This window comes from Dulcicalothrix desertica PCC 7102, from assembly GCF_003991905.1.
Classification (GTDB): Bacteria; Cyanobacteriota; Cyanobacteriia; order Cyanobacteriales; family Nostocaceae; genus Dulcicalothrix; species Dulcicalothrix desertica.
In genome coordinates this window covers 33,862-50,971 of record NZ_RSCL01000024.1, presented here as the reverse complement: position 1 = coordinate 50,971, position 17,110 = coordinate 33,862, and the positions used below count along the sequence as shown (strand labels likewise).

Genomic DNA, 17,110 nt, shown 5'->3' with positions numbered 1-17,110 from the left:
CCACAAGAGAGTTATGAAAAGTTTACAGCAAGTTGGTATAGTTATATTAGCAGCAGGCGCCTCTACTCGTATGGGTACACCTAAGCAGCTACTAAACTTTCAAGGACGTAGCTTTTTACGTCACACAATAGAAATAGCTCTAGCTTCGGTTTGCAAACCTGTTATAGTCGTACTCGGAGCAAATGCCTCACAAATTCGCAATGAGATATCTGAACTTCCTGTTGTTATTGTCGAAAATCATAATTGGCGCCAAGGAATGGGAGGTTCTATTCAAGCGGGTATAAAAACGCTTGAGCATAATAGTAATATTGATGGCGCCATACTTTTACTTTGTGACCAGCCTTTTATTTCTGTAGATATTATTAATCAGCTAGTAGAAGCTTTTTATACTACGGGTAAACCAATTATAGCAAGTGAGTACAAACACACGTTAGGAGTTCCTGCACTTTTTAGTCGTCAGATTTTTCCTGAATTAATGAATTTAAATACAGCTTCAGGAGCAAAACAAGTTATTCAGAAATATAATAAATTAGTACATACAGTTTCTTTTGAATTAGGCGCCATTGATATTGATACGCCAGAAGAATATGAGCAATTAAATATCTAAGGAATTGTTAGTAATAAAATTAATTATATCAACCAATTCGTCAGGTTCAATAGGCTTTGATATACTGGCTTGAAAACCGGCTCGCATGATTTTATCATTTGATTCATTAGCATAGCCACTTATTGCTACTGATTTTAATGGTTCAGTCCATTGTAAACCAAGTGTTTTCGCTTCTTCAAGTAACATATAACCATCTTTATCAGGCATTATTAAGTCGCTAATCAAAATATCTGGTTTATTTGTTTGCAAAATTTGTAAAGCTTGTGTTGCAGAATTAACTGCGGTAACTGTGGCGCCTTCGTTTTCTAAAAGCATTACTAATAAGTCTAATGTATCTGTTTCATCGTCAACTACCAAAATTTTTAATCCTTTAAGTAAAGAATTTTTTAATGTACTATAATTTGTGTTGGCGCCTTGTATAGTTGTATTTTCTGTGCTTGTTACTTTATTTAATAATGGCAGTCGAATTGTAAAAGTTGCTCCTTGATTTACACCTTGACTTTCTGCTTCAATAGTGCCACCATGCATTTCAATTAACTTTCTTGCTATCGTCAACCCTAACCCTGCTCCTTGATGAGTGCGAGTGCGAGAACCATCTTCTTGACGAAATTGTTCAAACACATAAGGAAGAAATTTATCGCTAATTCCTTGTCCTGTGTCACTAATACTAATTTGAACACTATTCTCACTATTTCTATTTACATCAATACAAACTTTTACAGTCCCTTTTTCAGGGGTAAATTTGATGGCATTAGATAGTAAATTCAAAATTACTTGATATAATTTGCTTTTATCACCTAATACTTCTACTGTTGAATCATTACATACATACTCTAAACTTATCGATTTCGCTCTAACTGGTAATTGCGTACTGTCAATGGCGCCTTCGATGACAGATTTTAAATCAACAACTTTACGTTCAAACTGCATCTGTCCAGATTTTAAACGCGAAATATCTAAAATTTGTTCAACTACACCTTGTTGTCGCTTTAAGTTACGTTCGATAACTTCTAAACGCTGGTTTCGAGTTTTTTCATCAAAAGGATATTTACGTAGTAATTGCGTCCATCCTAATATGGCATTTAATGGTGTACGTAGTTCATGAGAAGCTATCGATAAAAACTCATCTTGAACACTATATGCTTGTACTAACTCTTCTGTATATCTTTGCTGTGCAACTTCACGCTCTTTTCGGTCAGTAATATCTAAAATAATACCACTAGCTCTTATGGCTTTACTCGAATCATCGTAGAAAAAATGTCCTTTACTCGCTATCCAATGAATACTATTATCTGACCAAACAACACGAAACTCTTGATAAAAGTCACTGTTATTTTCTAAAGCAAATTCTAATGCTTGGCTAATTAAATCTCTGTCTTCATTATATACACAATTAATAAAAGTTTCATATCTTCCATCAAAACTTCCTATTTCCAGTCCAAATAATCGTTCGTGATTATCATTCCAAGTAATAGTATTTGTTATTAAGTCCCAGTCCCAAATACCTAAATTTGCAGCATCTTGTGCAACTCTAAATCTCTCTTGGTGTTCGTAGAGGAGTTTTTGATTAGCTACATACTCTTCTTTAATTCTTTTTTGTTCTAAGCACTTTTCAATGGCAACAACAAGACGACGATAGTGTTGCTTTTTTAGAACATAATCGTCTAAACCTGCTTTCATCGCTTCTACTGCTATTTCCTCACTACCACTGTCTGTGAACATAATAACAGGGCAATTAGGATATTTATCTTTTATTTTTTTAACTACTGTTAGTCCCTCAATCCAAAGTAGCTTGTTATCGGTTACTGCTAAATCTAAATTACCTGTTAATAGTGCTTGCTCGAAATCTTCTTCGTTTGTTATTTCGTCAAATGTTATACCTTGAGCAAATTTTAGCTTCAATTCGCGAGCAGCGAGGAAGCGATCGTTGGGGTTATCATCAATAAGTAGAATGTGTATTGACATTTTGCTTCGCACATGAATGGATTTTAGTATGGGGCGGGTTTATAGATATATTAAAAGAAAGTGTAGAATTTTGGTTAACCCGCTCTTACTAGACAGATTGTAGTTGTATCCAAAATTTGCTACCTTTTCCGAATTCAGAATCAACTCCGCATCGTCCGTTCATCCTTTCAACTCCTTTACGTACCATAGCCAAGCCTATTCCAGTTCCTGGGTAAGATTCAACGCCGTGTAAACGTTCAAATACACCAAATATTTTGTCATGATATTCTGGCTTGATTCCAATCCCGTTGTCTTCTATCCAGAGAATGAAATTATTGTGATTAGTTTCTGCACTAATTATAACTTTTGGTTGAACGTTAGGAGGAACAAATTTAATTGCATTAGAGACTAAATTAGTAAATATCTGTATACATGTAGTATAGTGTCCTAAAACCGTAGGTAAAGAATTCATAACATGTACTTTTGCTTGTTTTTGCTGTAGTTCTTCTTCCATTTGTGCTAAGACTTGAGAAACTATAACATTAATATCGACAGGTTCTAATTGTAATTCTATGCGGCTGAGTTTACTATAATCTAACAGGTTTTCAATTAAAGTGTCAGTTAGTTCAGCAGCACTGACTAATCGCTGAAGATAATTTTGGCCTTTTGGGTCTAATGAGGAAATATAATCTTCTAATAATGCTTCGGCAAAACCTTGAATGCTTCGCAACGGCGCCCGTAAATCGTGAGATACTGAGTCAACGAACATTTTCAACTGCTCAATCACATCTTCTAAATCAGCAGTACGTTCTTGTACTCTTACCTCTAACTGTTCGTTAAGTTTTTGTAAAGCTGTTTCCGCTTCTTTTTGCTCGGTAACATCTTCAATTAATCCCTCAATAAAAGGTTCATCTTCTGTGGTAATTAAAGTTTGTGATAACTTAATCCATTTGACTTTTCCATCCTTTTGATGCAAAGCAATTTCTTTCGATTGTTGTTGCTGTTCAATAGGGTTTTCTTGTTGCCAAAATAGTTGCCGTAAATCGAGCATTTGCGCTTCCGAAACGGTTTCCAGATTCAACAAACGTAAAAATGCGTTATTACCTTCTAATATGCGACCTTCGATAGTACAACGAAACACACCTACATTTAATTTATTTAGAAGTGACTGCAAACGATTTTCGAGACGCGATACTTGATGCTCTGCTTTTGCACGCGCTAAAGTAGACCGTGCAGCTAGTGCTAAACGTAAATAATGCTTTTGAGACTTAATAATATAGTCATCAAGCCCGCTTTTCATCGCTTCTACAGCTATTTCTTCGTTCCCGGTGCTGGTAAACATGATGACCGGACAGTTCGGATAATGGGACTTAATGCTCAAAAGTACGCGCAATCCGTTACTCCAACAAAGTTGGTAATCAGTGATAACCAAGTCAAAGTTATTAATCGCTAAAGCATGTTCTAGCTGTGATTCGTCTCCAATTTCAGTAACTTGTAAGCTAGAAGAAAACTCTCGCTCTAGTTCTCGATGTACAAGTAAGCGGTCATCTGGGTTATCGTCAATTATAAGGATATGAGGCATTTACGATGAGGGCGGGTTTAGGAATATCTTAAAATAGAATGTAGAATCTTGGTTAACCCGCCCTTACGGGAGGTTCGTTGTCTACTAGCCAATATAAGGTTAAAGTTTCTACGACTCTCTTTAGTGCTTTTAGACCGTTGGGTTTTACGAGGTATGAATTGGCGCCTAACTCATAAGCTAAGTTTACATCAGCGGGTTCACGCGAAGAAGTAAAAATAACCACAGGTAAAAGATTCAGGTAAGGGTGTTGTCTGAGCCAAGCCAGGATTTCGTGTCCTGATCGGCAGGGTAGTTTCAAGTCGAGTAAAATCAGTTTGGGTATGGGGAAGCGTTGACGGTCTGCGTATTCTCCATCACCGCTAAGGTATGCAATTGCACTATCTCCATCATCAATAATTTGCAGCGAAACATTTATATTTGCCTTTTGAAACGCGCGCTGGGTCAAATAAATTTCGTTTGGGTCATCTTCTACCAGTAAAATGGTATGTATTGCTGTCATACTTACCTACTATCATCTTTCAGTTCAATCCAGAAACTACTGCCTTGTCCCTTTATAGACTCGAGACCAACACGACCCCCCATTCTTTCGACTCCTTTACGAACAATTGCTAACCCAATACCTGTACCTGGGTAACGCTCTATTCCATGTAGACGTTCAAAAACGCGAAAGATGCGTTGATGGTGTTCAGCTTTTATACCAATACCATTATCTTTTACCCATAACCTTACCCATCCTGGAGTTGTAATTTCTGCCCATATTAGTACCTGTGGTTGTTCACCAACTCTTACAAATTTAATCGCATTACTCAATAAATTGGCAATCACCTGTGCTAATGTATTAGGATGCGCTGAGACTGTAGGCAACGGTGCCGAAATTGCTATTTGAGCGTTTTTTGCTTTTAAATCACCATCTAACTGAGTCATTACCTCAAACATTACGTTATTTAAATTGACTGGTTGCAAGTATAAATCTGTACGACTAAGACGACTGTAAGCGAGTAAATCTTGAATTAGATTTTCTAAACGCTGGGCAGAGTTGACAATTCGACTAATATATTCGTTTCCCACTTCGTCAAGTAGCTTACCATAGTCTTCTGCCAATGCCTCTGCAAAACCCTGCATTGCCCGCAACGGCGCCCGCAAATCATGAGATACTGTGTAAGCAAATGCCTCTAATTCGTTATTGGCAGCTTGCAACTGGGATGTACGCTCCATAACTTGCTGTTCCAAAGTTTCTGTTAAATGGCGAATTTGTTCATGTGCAAGTTTTTGTTCAGTAATATCTTCGGCAATACCAACATAATAATTAAGCGCTCCTGTTTCGTCACGGATCGGAAAACCTCTATCCCATATCCAGCGAACCGAACCATCAGGACGTATAATTTTAAACTCTATATTAGTAAGTTGCCCGTTTTCCTGTTGTTGTAACTTGACCAAAACTCGCTCATAATCTTCTGGATGTACCGCATCGAGCCAAGAAAGTGGCTGACTAATAAGACTATCACAAGAGCGATGCCAAATTTTTTCATAAGCCTTATTTGCATAAAAATGCTGGCTAGAATCTGGACTAGCAATCCAAATTATGGCATCAAGATTATCAGCAAATAAACGAAACCGCTTTTCGCTTTCACTTAAAGCAGTTTTGATAAACTGTTTTGATATCTCAAGCTCTAACTCTAAGCGAGTCTGCTCAATCAGTTTGTGAACCGCAAAGCGTAAACAAACCGCATCAATTTTTTCTTTTATCAAATAATCATAAGTTTCGTCATCTCCAGCCAAAGCTTCATCTTGCTGAGGAGTTAAAATTACCACAGGCAATTTACTACCTTTATTAGTATTAAATTCTACCTGTAATTGTTCAATAAACGCGCGCGCGTTCATATCAGGCAACACAAAATCGAGTAAAATAGCATCAGGTTTACCTTGCTTACATAACTCTAATCCAAGAGTCGCTGACTCTGCCTGCAAAATTCTATAGATATATTGCTTATCTTGCAGCAGGTAACGACGATAAGTTTGTCGGTCTTCATAATTGTCGTCCACAATCAGAACCGTCTTTTGATTCTGTATCATTGCTACCTGTGTAATGTATCTATAACATTGGTAATACATCCAAACCCAGATTGGTTTAGATAAGTAGAGAAATTACATGTAACATCTCCACCTATTATTCGACGATAGTAACAACTCTCAACAAATGTTAAATCTTTCTAATTGAAGGTAGATAACAAATTTAAATACTCCATTATTCGTAAATCTTAGTTGTTATCTATATAAAATCAACCTTTAGATAGAGTTATTTTTAAATCAACTCAACCATGCGGACATTAAAAGTTTCCTTAAGGGACTTTCAAACTTATAAAATTATTTTCATAAATAACTATCTGTGGGTAGGAGAATCTCCTGTAAGTTTGTGGTTAGATCGAGCAACAGTAGTCATATTGATATATATTATGCTTGGCACAGAAATTTTAGACCAATATGGTAGAGGTAAAAGAGATTTCACCGCTGTCGATTTAAGCGAAGCAGAACTCGAAGGTGCCAATATTACTGGTATAATATTAGACGAAGCCTTATTAGACGGCGCCAATTTGAACGGAGCAAACTTAAGTCAGGCAAGTTTACAAAATGCTGACTTGAATGGAGCAAACTTAACGAATGCTAACTTAACTGGCGCCAATTTAACAGGTGCAATTTTAGAAGGGGCAATTTTAGAGGGTGCAATTTTAGATAGTGCAAACCTTAGCCACTCAGAATTGACGGTAGCAAAAATGATAGAAGCAGACCTAAGTAGCGCTGACTTAAGCGAAGCTAATTTAAATGCAGCCAACCTCGATAAAGCTAATTTAAGTGGAGTTGACGCACATCAAGCTGATTTAAGTAGTGCTAACTTGACAAGTGCTGATTTACATGAGGCAAATCTAAGTGGAGCTAAATTAGAAGGCGCCAATTTAGAAGGAACGATTTTAGAAGAAAATAAACATATAGATTAATCTATGAACATGCGAGTTACCGTTGGCCCTCCATCATTAACAATTAACCACGGCAGCACTTTTATGGTGACTGACTTAGATGGGCAGATTAATCAAGATAAATTTTTGGGTATTTTTACAGACGATACTCGTTTTTTAAGTTACTACGCTCTGTATGCTGATGCTTTACCTTGGATTCGTTTGCGGTCTACAACACCAAGATACTATGCTGCACAAGTTTATCTGATAAATCCAGAATTGACAACTGAAGATGGAGTTATTCCTAAAGGCACCTTATCACTAACTGTGGGTAGAACAGTAGAAGGAGGTATTCATGAAGATATAGACATAACAAATTATAGTACAAAGCAAGTTAATTTTAGTTTTGAAATTGCCTTACGTTCAGACTTTGCTGATATTTCAGAAGTGCAACAAGGTAAAATTATACGTCGAGGATGTATTGAAACAAGATGGGATAAACAGCGTAACGAATTACATACGACTTATCAAAATAAAGATTTTTCTCGCAGCATAATTTACCAACTGCGTAACTATACATCTCAACCTCATTATGCCAACGGTCGCGTTACCTTTGAAATTGTATTAGAACCAGGCGCCAGTTGGCACACCTGTGGTAATTTTATTCTAGTTTTAGATAAACTAACGCGCGAACCTGCAAATATATGTTATGACTCTGCTGTAAATACAGAAGTTAACTCGAAATTAGAACATTTGAATCAAAAATGGGTTGAGTCAGTCACCGAACTAACGACAGTAAACGAAGAAGTTTATCGAGTCTACAAACAAGCTGTCAGAGATTTAGCGGCACTACGACTATATGATTATGATTTAGGTGACGATATTTGGCTACCTGCTGCTGGTGTTCCTAAGTTTGTAACAATTTTTGGACGTGACAGTTTAATTGCTAGCTTACAGACTACAACAGTTCATCCTGGCTTTGCACGCGGGGCATTAAAAAAACTGTCACAACTACAAGCAACAACATGGGATGATTGGCGTGATTCAGAGCCAGGTAAAATTTTACATGAAATACGCAACGGTGAATTAGCGCATTTCCAAAAGGTACCCCATACACCTTATTATGGTACTGCCGATGCAACTGTATTATATTTGATAGTTTTGCATGAAACGTGGAAATGGTTAGGAGATAATTCATTACTCAACTCATATAGAGATACAGCATTACGCTGTTTAGAGTGGATTGATAATTATGGTGACTTAGACGGTGATGGTTTTCAAGAATATAAAACTCGTTCGAGTCATGGTATAGAGAACCAAGGATGGAAAGATTCAGGAGATGCAATAGTGTATCCTGATGGTAGTAAGGTCTCGGCGCCGAAAGCCTTGTGCGAACTCCAAGGATATGTATATGATGCCTGGATACGCATGGCTGAAGTATTCGATGCTTTAGGTGAAAATAATAGTGCTTCGGAGCTACGTAATAAAGCATCGCAACTCCAAGCGAGGTTTGAAAAAGACTTTTGGTGTGATGACATAGGTTATTATGCGTTTGCACTCGACAAAGACAAACAGCCAGTAAAAACTATTGCCTCAAATCCAGGTCACTGTTTATGGAGTGGTATTGTAAGTAAAGAGCGTGCGAGTCGTGTAGTAGAAAGATTAATGGCAAAAGATATGTTTACAGGTTGGGGAATAAGAACATTATCCGCCGAAAATCCAGCATTTAACCCATTTTCTTATCATCTTGGTTCAATTTGGCCTCATGACAATGGTATTATTGCACTAGGATTAAAAAAATACGGTTTCACTGAAGAAGTAGCTCGTGTGGCACGTAGTGTATTTGAAGCTGCCAGTTATTTTGCATCTTACCGTATTCCAGAAGTATATGCAGGTATTGAAGAAAAACCAGGCGCCTTTCCAGTTCCTTATATAGAGGCAAATGTACCACAAGCATGGGCAGCAGGTTCAATATTTCAACTTTTACAAGCAATATTAGGTTTAAGTGCTGATGCACCAAATAATACACTTTACGTTAATCCATGTTTACCAGATTGGTTGCCAGAAATCACGCTGAGACGTTTAGAAATTGGTAATAGTAAAGTTGATTTAAAATGTTGGCATCGAGATGGGCAAACTCATTGGGATGCTTCAGTTACATCAGGTGACATTGAAGTTAGATAGTAAGCTTATAAACGAAAGCAGACGAAAACATATAAATCTATGTTCCCGACAAATAATTGAAACTCAATAATCAATCCAGAGACAGAGAAAAACGAAGCTAGAGCGTCCTAGCTAGAGATAGATGTACTTTGGCGCCAATAAAAGCTATTCAATATATATAGCAAAAGGTATTTCTCTATGGAGGAGCTAAATTATTATTATCAACTCGATAGACAAATATCTAGACAACATCATAAAAGTAGGTTATTTGAAGAATGATTTAAGAATTTAATCTCAACATTTAAATAAAAAAGTGATTAAGAACATACTAAGATGACAGAAGCTGTGCTAATTATCCTTCTTCCTCACTACTTTGTTCTTAGTTAAAAAACTAGAAACCTGGTTTCTCGCGCCAAATCATTGTTTTCATTACAAGATATCGACAAAGAAATCAGGTTTCTAATATTTGTACTCACACATAAACAAAATAGCGCAACGTATAAATTTAGCCATTTCATAGGAGTGAATTTGAATGTTTAGTCATTTGCATCGGTTATTAGCAAGTACTGTAATGGTAATGGGAGTCTCGATTGGTGCAGTTAGCCCATTAGTTACTTCCACCTCAGTTCAAGCTCAGGAAACAGTTGGTGGTAACGCATCAGATTTAACAATCCCATCCAATAAAATATCTCAAACACCAACACAAACACCGGCACCAACACAAGGAACCGTTAATTTTCCTGATGTCAGTCAAGATTACTGGGCACGTCCTTTTATTCAAGCGCTTGCAGAAAGAAACATAATTGTAGGTTTCCCTGATGGTACTTATAAACCAGAACAACCTGTAACCCGCGCAGAATTTGCGGCAATTATTCAAAAAGCTTTCAATCAAAACCGGGTCAGACAGCTACCAACAGGTGGTTTTAGAGATATACGCTCTAACTTCTGGGCAGCACAAGCTATTACAACAGCTTTTGAAACAGGATTTTTATCTGGTTATCCTGATAATACTTTCCGACCAAACCAGCAAATAACTAAAGTACAAGCAGTCGTTTCGTTAGCTAGTGGTTTGGGATTAACTGGTGGTGACACAGCAATTCTTGCAAGCTCCTACACAGATGCAAACGCCATTCCAACTTATGCAGTATCTCAGGTTGCTGGCGCCACACAAGCCAGTGTCGTTGTTAATTATCCAGACATTAGAGTATTTAATCCAGAAGTACCACTAACACGTGCAGATGCTGCCGCACATGTGTACCAAGCATTAGTAAGACAAGGAAGATTGCAACCCATTGCAAGCAACTTACCTGCTGCTCAGTATATTGTAGGTTTTGCTCAAACTACTACACCACCAACTGGTCAAACAGGTAGTGACATAGTAACCACAGCATCAGCAAGTAATTCTTTTACAGTTTTAGCCTCGTTGTTAAAAACAGCAGGTTTAGCAGAAAGCTTGCAACAGGGTGGACCATTCACAGTATTTGCTCCTACAGACGAAGCATTTGCAAGACTACCAAAAGAAACTCTAGACCGCTTACAACAGCCAGAAAACCGAGAAACTTTAATTAGAATATTAACTTATCACGTTGTACCCGGACAGTTAACAGCTAGCCAATTAAGAACTGGTGAAATAAACACTGCCGAAGGTAAACCAGTTAATGTGAATGTTAATACATCTGAAAATAGAGTTACAGTCAATAACGCTCAAGTAACTCAGGCAGACATTTCAGCTAGTAACGGTGTTATCCACGCCATCAACAGAGTATTAGTACCATCCGATGTCAGCTTAAGAAATCTAGGTGGTTCAGGAGATCAAGCAGGTGCTGAACCCGGTCGAGCAACCCGTGGTGGTAGAAGCTACATTGGCGCCGCAGGCAATATTGGTATAACTGGTGGTGGTGGCTCATCACTTGGTGAAGGTAATTTTGCAGTCATCAGTAAAATAGGCTTAACAAACTTTTTGTCTATTCGTCCAAGCGCCGTATTTGGAGACAATACAACAGTATTAGTGCCTTTAACACTTGACTTGGCGCCACGTGCAGCCAACCCAACAGGAGGCCAAGCATTTCCAATATCACCTTACATTGGTGCGGGTGTTGCCATTGAAACCGATAACGATGCCGAAGTTGGACTGCTATTAACTGGTGGTTTAGACATCCCACTAGGTTCTCGTTTCACACTTAACGGTGGTGTAAATGCAGCATTTCTTGATGAAACCGATGTTGGCATACAAGTAGGTGTAGGCTTCAACTTCTAATCTTGTGTTTTGTGGCACAGGCATCCTGCCTGTGCATTCAAAGTAATTATATTTACCAAAATACACATAGACACGTAGAGACGCGATTAAATTGCGTCTCTACAAGTATTTTATTACGGTTACGTAACTCTCTATTTAAAGTTAGCTGGTAAAAGTACCTTATCAACTACATGAACAACACCATTACTTGCAGGAATATCAGCTTGCACAACTTTGGCGCCATTAACGGTAACACCTGTATCAACAGATACTTTAAGCGATTGACCTTCAACAGTATTAACGTTTCCAGATTTTAATTGGCTTGATGTAACTCTTCCAGGTACAACATGATAACCAAGAAGCTGAACTAATTTTTGCTTGTTGGCTGGTTTTAACAAGTTATCCACAGTACCTGTTGGTAAAGCATTAAAAGCTGCATCGGTAGGTGCAAATACAGTATAAGGACCTTGCCCACCCAAATTTTGCTCTAAACCAGCCGCTTTAACTGCCTTCGTTAAAATTGTAAACTGACCTTGGCTTGATGCAGCTTGTGCTAATTGTCCTAAATTTTGACTTCCTGTGGCGCCTGTTGTAGGAGTTGGCGAGGCTGTTACAGTCACAGTTTCAGTAGGTGTAGCAGTAACAGTAGGAATTTCTGCGACTGGGGAGATATTGGGATTTGCGGTTTCCACAGCCGAAGGAGTTGTTGTATTATCAGTTGTTGGTTGTCCGCAACCTGATAAAGCAATGGCGCCACCCAGTAATAATGTGCTTAAAAGCGTCTTTTTGAACATTCCAATTGCCTTCATTGCTTTTCATTAAAAATTCTACGTGTTTACAAAAGTTAATATAATATTTTTAATAATTTCTCTGTCTAATGGCATAAATAAGAAATTTATAATAAATATGCTTAACAACTCAGCACTCAGCACTCAGAACTCAGCACTCAGCACTCAGCACTATGCAACTAACACCATTACACACAGCAATACTCGTCACTGACTTAGAAAAAGCCGAGCATTTCTACGGTGAAGTATTGGGAATATCAAAAATTGACCGAGTAATGAAGTTTCCGGGTACGTGGTATCAAGTTGGAGATTACCAGCTTCATTTAATTGTGGCGCCAGAAGTCGTAAATAAGCCTAAACACGAAAAATGGGGACGCAACCCCCATATAGCTTTTTCAGTTTCCGACTTAGATGCCGCTAAACAGCGGCTACTAAATTATAACTTCCCAATACAACCAAGTGCGTCAGGGCGCCCAGCAATTTTTACTCAAGACCCGGATGGAAATGTGATTGAGTTAGGTCAAGCATAATATAGTCATTACCGTAACTACACTATGACGGTTTTTGCTTATTCTTACACCGACCCACTTTTAGATGTTACTCCCGAACCAAATAGTTGGGGGTGGGAAGTTGACCGAGTTTATGAGGACTTAGGAAAACGCGAACAACTCGAAAATTTACTAACAGACTGTCGAGACAATCCTCCAAAATATCTGTTAATTCGTACTTTAGAAGAATTGGGTGATAATTTGGAGCAAGTCAGCGCACGTATTACAGAATTAAAAGCTTTAGGAATTACTTTAGTTGCAGTTGAGCAAAGCTATAATTCTTCAGAAAATACACTTAATCAACACATAGAATTAATTAATTTAATACAGCAAATTCAATATCAACATCGTAGTCGTCGCATTCGCCAAGGTCATGCTCGCAACCGTCTTGATGTGGCGCCTCCTCCGGGTAAAGTTCCTTACGGGTATCGCAGGGGTAAAGGGAAATACATAGTTGACCGTACCACAGCACTTGTTGTTAAAGACTTTTTCGAGAACTTCTTGCTTTATGGTTCATTACGAAATGCTGTACGGTATATAGCAAAAAAGTACAACAAAAAAATTTCTGTCACCACAGGAAAGCGTTGGCTAACAAATCAAGTATATCGAGGCAACACCGCATACCAAAATGGCGAGATTATTTCAGATACACATGCACCCATAATTACTAAAGAAGAAGCAGCACAAGTAGACAGGTTATTGCGTCGTAACAGTCGTTTAAGTACACGTTCCGCTAGCGCACCCCGTTCTTTAGCGGGTTTAGTAACTTGCAGCGAATGTAAATCACACATGACTATTACGCGCGTCACTATACGCAAACAAACAAAAGAATATCTATATTTACGTCCCATCAACTGTCCTAAACAACCCAAATGCCCATCAATTCCCTACCAAGAAGTTTTAGGGAAAACGATTTCTGCTGTATGTCAAGACTTACCAAAAGCAGTTGAGGGAGTAAATTTTCCTCAACTAGACACAGTAAAAAATCACTTAGGACAAGAAATTGCGCGCGCAAATGGCATCTTAGAAAAAATTCCAGAATTGATTAAAACAGGTGTTCTAGACGAAGAAACAGCCAAACTTAGAACTTATAAGCTTCGCACCGAAATTTCAGCAATGGAAGCGAAACTAGCAACCCTTCCCCCTGTCAACTTACGCTCAGTAGCACAAGCAGTATCAATTCCTGAATTTTGGCTCGACCTCTCCGAATCTGAGCGACGATTTTACCTGCGCGAATTTATTAGAGAAATTGAAATCATCCGTCAAGACAACTCTTGGGAATTACAAATAATCTTTATTTTTTAGTAAGTATTGTGGAATGGGCATCCTTGCCCGTTCTAAACAAGCGGGGCGCCATCAATGCATTAGAGGATGTTTGAAAAAGTCAGCAACCCTCGTAAAAAAAGTTCTCAGGGCTAATCGCGGTTAGTAAGTAAAGACAACAGCACCACTCTCGTGACTATGAGTAAATCATACTCCACCAACCTCACCCAAGAGCTTTTGTATACTGATTGAACCTTTTATTCCAGCAACAAAACTTGGTGGTCGTCTGAGAGAAGTAGATGTTTGGGAGGTTCGATGGTGCCTTTTTTTATGTTCTGTGTGAAGGGTGTCGATGGCGTGCGTTACCAGGGGACTTTCCCAATTGACAATGGAATTGGTATTACGTGAAACATAGCTCAATAAATTATTTGACCCGTTTTTCACAACTAAAGAAGTTGGTAAAGGTACAGGCTTAGGTTTATCAATAAGTTACCAAATTATTACCCAAAAGCATCAGGGTAAATTTTACTGTCACTCAAGTTTAGGAAAAGGCGCCGAATTTATAATCGAAACTCCTATTTGCTAAATAGGTACATCCTATTTTATTCTTACTACCGCTGCCCTTTGCGAACCATATCTAGTCCATATAAGTATAATTCAGCAATACCGTATACGCGAGGAGGAGGGTCTTTAGGTCGAGAACGTTCTGTAAAAATACCAGATTCTATCATATCTTTAATGCGAAAAGCTAACTCCCCATCTCCTAAATTCCATATTTGAGCTAAATGGTTCTCGTCAATAGGAGAACGTTCACCTTGGAGTCTTGCAAGAAGTTGTTCTAATTCAGGATATTCATTGCGAACTTCTGCAACACGCTGCTGTGAAACGAAGGGGAAAGCATCAATTAAAGCTTTCGGACGCAAAGTTATCTCAGCACTATACTCAGTTTGAAAAGCTTTCTCAAGTTCAACTGCTTTTTGTAGAAGTAATATTAAACTGCGTGGAAAACAATTATCTTGACTATCAGCAATACGATTACGAACCCAATTGTATGTATAAGCTTTTTTAGTACGTCCCATCCTTTCACCCCACAAAGGATAAAGGCTTTGCCGTAATTGTTCAAGTCCTATTAAATTTAACCTGTCAACAGTAACTCCTAACTTTTGCTCTAAGACTTTTCTCAAAGATTCAGAACTTTTCAAAGCTTGGCGAAGTACTAAGCACCAGAGGTCAGGTTCTTCCCAACGCAACTGAAGTGAGCGTCCGCTATAATGCCCTGTATTTGTAAAGTTAAGCTGATTCCAAATATCTTCGCGTAGAAATATTTTAGGGACTATTTGCCTTGAACTTGTTCCGCTTTCTAACCACCATGCGAGTAAAGCTTCTAACGCACGTTTACGACGTTCGTAATCTTTTTGACTAGAACCAAAACCAGCATCTAACTCGTCGTAAAACAGCCACACTACTTGATTATTCTGTTGTAACCACCTATCAATTACACGTAATTCGTCAGCAGCTTGTGGTCGTGCTTGAGCTGTTCGTGAGCGCTCAACCAACCATGAAACAATTTCAGCATGAGGAGGTTGCTCTGAATTGCTTAATGCAACTAATTTATCTGACAAGCCAGAAAGCGAACGGATTTCAGGTTTGCAACTACATATTTGTAAGATACTGTAATTTAACCAAAAAAACTGCCAGTTATCCTCGCCAACTTGTTGTTCATAGCTAACTAAATCCCCACTTTCTAAAATACTTACTGATACTCTCGGTTGACCGTGACCTGGAACAAAATTAACATTATTCAAATTAACATCTAAAGCCGCTAATTCCTTAGCTGCATTAGGCTGTTCTACAAATAGTCTGAATAAAAGACTTTTCCCCGTTCCTTTTGCTCCACGGATTAGCCATGTTCGATTACTTAAAAACTTGGGAAAATCTTCTGTTCTTTGAAATATATTTGGAATATCATTTGGCTCTAATTCTTGTGCAGTTGCTGCATAAAATTGTAACTCATTTAAAAATATTTTACTATCGTTAGCTGTTTTACTTCATCCCCGACTTTATCAGAGTAACGTAACTCGTCGTTGCGCCATATGAAGGTTACTAAATTCCATGCTTCTTTATATTTACCAGTACGGTCTAATTGTATAGCACGTTGTATTACAGGCAAAGCTTCCAATAAGGTTACTAAATTATGTAAGCTAGATGCTTGAAGCCCTTTTTGAAAAACACTCGTATTCTTAAAATTAGTTGTTTGTTCTTCATAGCAGATTAATGATTTTAGAGAACATTCAATTGCATACCCTCCTAAATAAATGGAACCTGTCCAACGCTTCTGGCTGTTTAGTATTTGGGCATCTTCAAATCGACGACGGGATGCACCAAGTTGAGAACATTTATCAAATGTATCCATCAAACGTACTAATTGTCATTTTTTATATTTAACTTGTTTTACTTTTATAGCCTAGCTTTGCTTACTATTAAATTATATATCAAATATTAACTTAATAATTCTCTCCAAACCAACCCTCAATTATATTGTTCCAGATACACATGTTTCATTAATTTGGAAGAGGTCAAAGGGAGATTCAAGGTGCTTTTTACGACACATATTTATGACTGTAATTTCATGTTTATCGATAAAATATTCGCCACTACTAGGTTCAACAGCCATGTTCCACTTCTAATGAGTTTGAATATATTGTAGCTTCAGCCAGTCAAAAATAGGTTTACAGCGTGCCTTGAACGCTTCACGTTCTGCTTGCTGTTTATCTTTCTGCTCTTCTGTCCACTGAATTTCAGGGAATATTTTTCCTCTGCACACGGTACGTATAAGCTTTGTTTCGGTCATTGTTTTTTGATGTGCGGTGATTTTATTTCTACTTATTATACTTTTGGTAAGACTTCACTGTTAAAAATATTTATAATAATTTACGCAGTATATTTTTGATGTATTTAAACTCAAAATAAATTTAATAATGATAATATTCATATATTTATCTTTAGTCCTCTTTTAGACATCTGAGAG

15 protein-coding genes and 1 pseudogene are annotated in these 17,110 nt (G+C 37.8%); 7 read left to right on the top strand and 9 right to left on the bottom strand.

Translation table 11 applies throughout. The features are described 5' to 3' along the window. Positions 1-13: 13 nt before the first annotated feature. Complete coding sequence (locus DSM106972_RS38130) at positions 14-607, top strand: nucleotidyltransferase family protein (protein WP_127085570.1); 594 nt, start codon at positions 14-16, stop codon at positions 605-607. Here the strand turns inward: DSM106972_RS38130 and DSM106972_RS38125 are convergent. The 4 genes from DSM106972_RS38125 to DSM106972_RS38110 all read right to left on the bottom strand — a co-directional run bounded on the left by DSM106972_RS38125 (position 596) and on the right by DSM106972_RS38110 (position 6,206). Continuing rightward, positions 596-2,572, bottom strand: coding sequence for a response regulator (locus DSM106972_RS38125; RefSeq protein ID WP_127085569.1), 1,977 nt, complete (start codon positions 2,570-2,572; stop codon positions 596-598). The genes DSM106972_RS38130 and DSM106972_RS38125 overlap by 12 nt on opposite strands. Positions 2,573-2,660: 88 nt before the next feature. Further along, positions 2,661-4,133 carry an ATP-binding protein gene (locus tag DSM106972_RS38120; RefSeq protein ID WP_127085568.1) on the bottom strand — a complete coding sequence of 491 codons (1,473 nt, stop codon included), beginning with the start codon at positions 4,131-4,133 and terminating at the stop codon, positions 2,661-2,663. Between the two features lie 52 nt (positions 4,134-4,185). Then, on the bottom strand, positions 4,186-4,632 hold the full coding sequence (locus DSM106972_RS38115; protein ID WP_127085567.1) for a response regulator: 447 nt from the start codon (positions 4,630-4,632) through the stop codon (positions 4,186-4,188). Positions 4,633-4,634: 2 nt separating this feature from the next. Further along, the gene (locus DSM106972_RS38110) at positions 4,635-6,206 is read right to left on the bottom strand and encodes a hybrid sensor histidine kinase/response regulator (RefSeq protein WP_158632944.1); all 1,572 of its coding nucleotides are present in this window, start codon (positions 6,204-6,206) and stop codon (positions 4,635-4,637) included. A 245-nt stretch (positions 6,207-6,451) separates the two neighbouring features. Here DSM106972_RS38110 and DSM106972_RS38105 point away from each other — a divergent pair, with 245 nt between their 5' ends. The 3 genes from DSM106972_RS38105 to DSM106972_RS38095 all read left to right on the top strand — a co-directional run bounded on the left by DSM106972_RS38105 (position 6,452) and on the right by DSM106972_RS38095 (position 11,504). Further along, the gene (locus DSM106972_RS38105) at positions 6,452-7,126 is read left to right on the top strand and encodes a pentapeptide repeat-containing protein (RefSeq protein ID WP_233787361.1); all 675 of its coding nucleotides are present in this window, start codon (positions 6,452-6,454) and stop codon (positions 7,124-7,126) included. Between the two features lie 9 nt (positions 7,127-7,135). After that, complete coding sequence (locus DSM106972_RS38100) at positions 7,136-9,268, top strand: amylo-alpha-1,6-glucosidase (protein ID WP_127085667.1); 2,133 nt, start codon at positions 7,136-7,138, stop codon at positions 9,266-9,268. A gap of 511 nt (positions 9,269-9,779) precedes the next feature. Then, positions 9,780-11,504, top strand: a complete 1,725-nt coding sequence (locus DSM106972_RS38095; RefSeq protein WP_127085565.1) for a fasciclin domain-containing protein — start codon at positions 9,780-9,782, stop codon at positions 11,502-11,504. 131 nt (positions 11,505-11,635) lie between these two features. On the opposite strand, the gene DSM106972_RS38090 is transcribed toward DSM106972_RS38095, so the two are convergent. Then, the gene (locus DSM106972_RS38090) at positions 11,636-12,292 is read right to left on the bottom strand and encodes a fasciclin domain-containing protein (protein ID WP_127085564.1); all 657 of its coding nucleotides are present in this window, start codon (positions 12,290-12,292) and stop codon (positions 11,636-11,638) included. Positions 12,293-12,444: 152 nt separating this feature from the next. On the opposite strand from DSM106972_RS38090, the gene DSM106972_RS38085 reads away from it, so the two are divergent. The 3 genes and pseudogenes from DSM106972_RS38085 to DSM106972_RS38075 all read left to right on the top strand — a co-directional run. After that, positions 12,445-12,801 (top strand): VOC family protein, encoded by a 357-nt coding sequence (locus DSM106972_RS38085; protein ID WP_127085563.1) that lies wholly within the window; start codon positions 12,445-12,447, stop codon positions 12,799-12,801. Positions 12,802-12,825: 24 nt separating this feature from the next. After that, entirely contained in the window at positions 12,826-14,124 is a 1,299-nt protein-coding gene (locus DSM106972_RS38080; protein ID WP_127085562.1) for a recombinase family protein, read from the top strand. A gap of 373 nt (positions 14,125-14,497) precedes the next feature. Continuing rightward, positions 14,498-14,668 (top strand): annotated as a pseudogene (locus tag DSM106972_RS38075) (ATP-binding protein); the annotation flags it as partial. 25 nt (positions 14,669-14,693) lie between these two features. Here DSM106972_RS38075 and DSM106972_RS38070 read toward each other — a convergent pair. The 4 genes from DSM106972_RS38070 to DSM106972_RS55550 all read right to left on the bottom strand — a co-directional run bounded on the left by DSM106972_RS38070 (position 14,694) and on the right by DSM106972_RS55550 (position 16,933). Continuing rightward, positions 14,694-16,106, bottom strand: a complete 1,413-nt coding sequence (locus tag DSM106972_RS38070) for a P-loop ATPase, Sll1717 family (protein WP_411675381.1) — start codon at positions 16,104-16,106, stop codon at positions 14,694-14,696. Next, entirely contained in the window at positions 16,097-16,495 is a 399-nt protein-coding gene (locus tag DSM106972_RS38065; RefSeq protein WP_127085561.1) for a hypothetical protein, read from the bottom strand. The genes DSM106972_RS38070 and DSM106972_RS38065 overlap by 10 nt, the downstream gene beginning before the upstream one ends. A 120-nt stretch (positions 16,496-16,615) precedes the next feature. After that, a complete protein-coding gene (locus tag DSM106972_RS55555) occupies positions 16,616-16,756 on the bottom strand; it encodes a hypothetical protein (RefSeq protein ID WP_325052259.1) in 141 nt (46 codons plus the stop codon). Positions 16,757-16,765: 9 nt separating this feature from the next. Beyond that, positions 16,766-16,933 (bottom strand): hypothetical protein, encoded by a 168-nt coding sequence (locus tag DSM106972_RS55550; protein ID WP_325052258.1) that lies wholly within the window; start codon positions 16,931-16,933, stop codon positions 16,766-16,768. Between the last annotated feature and the right edge of the window lie 177 nt (positions 16,934-17,110).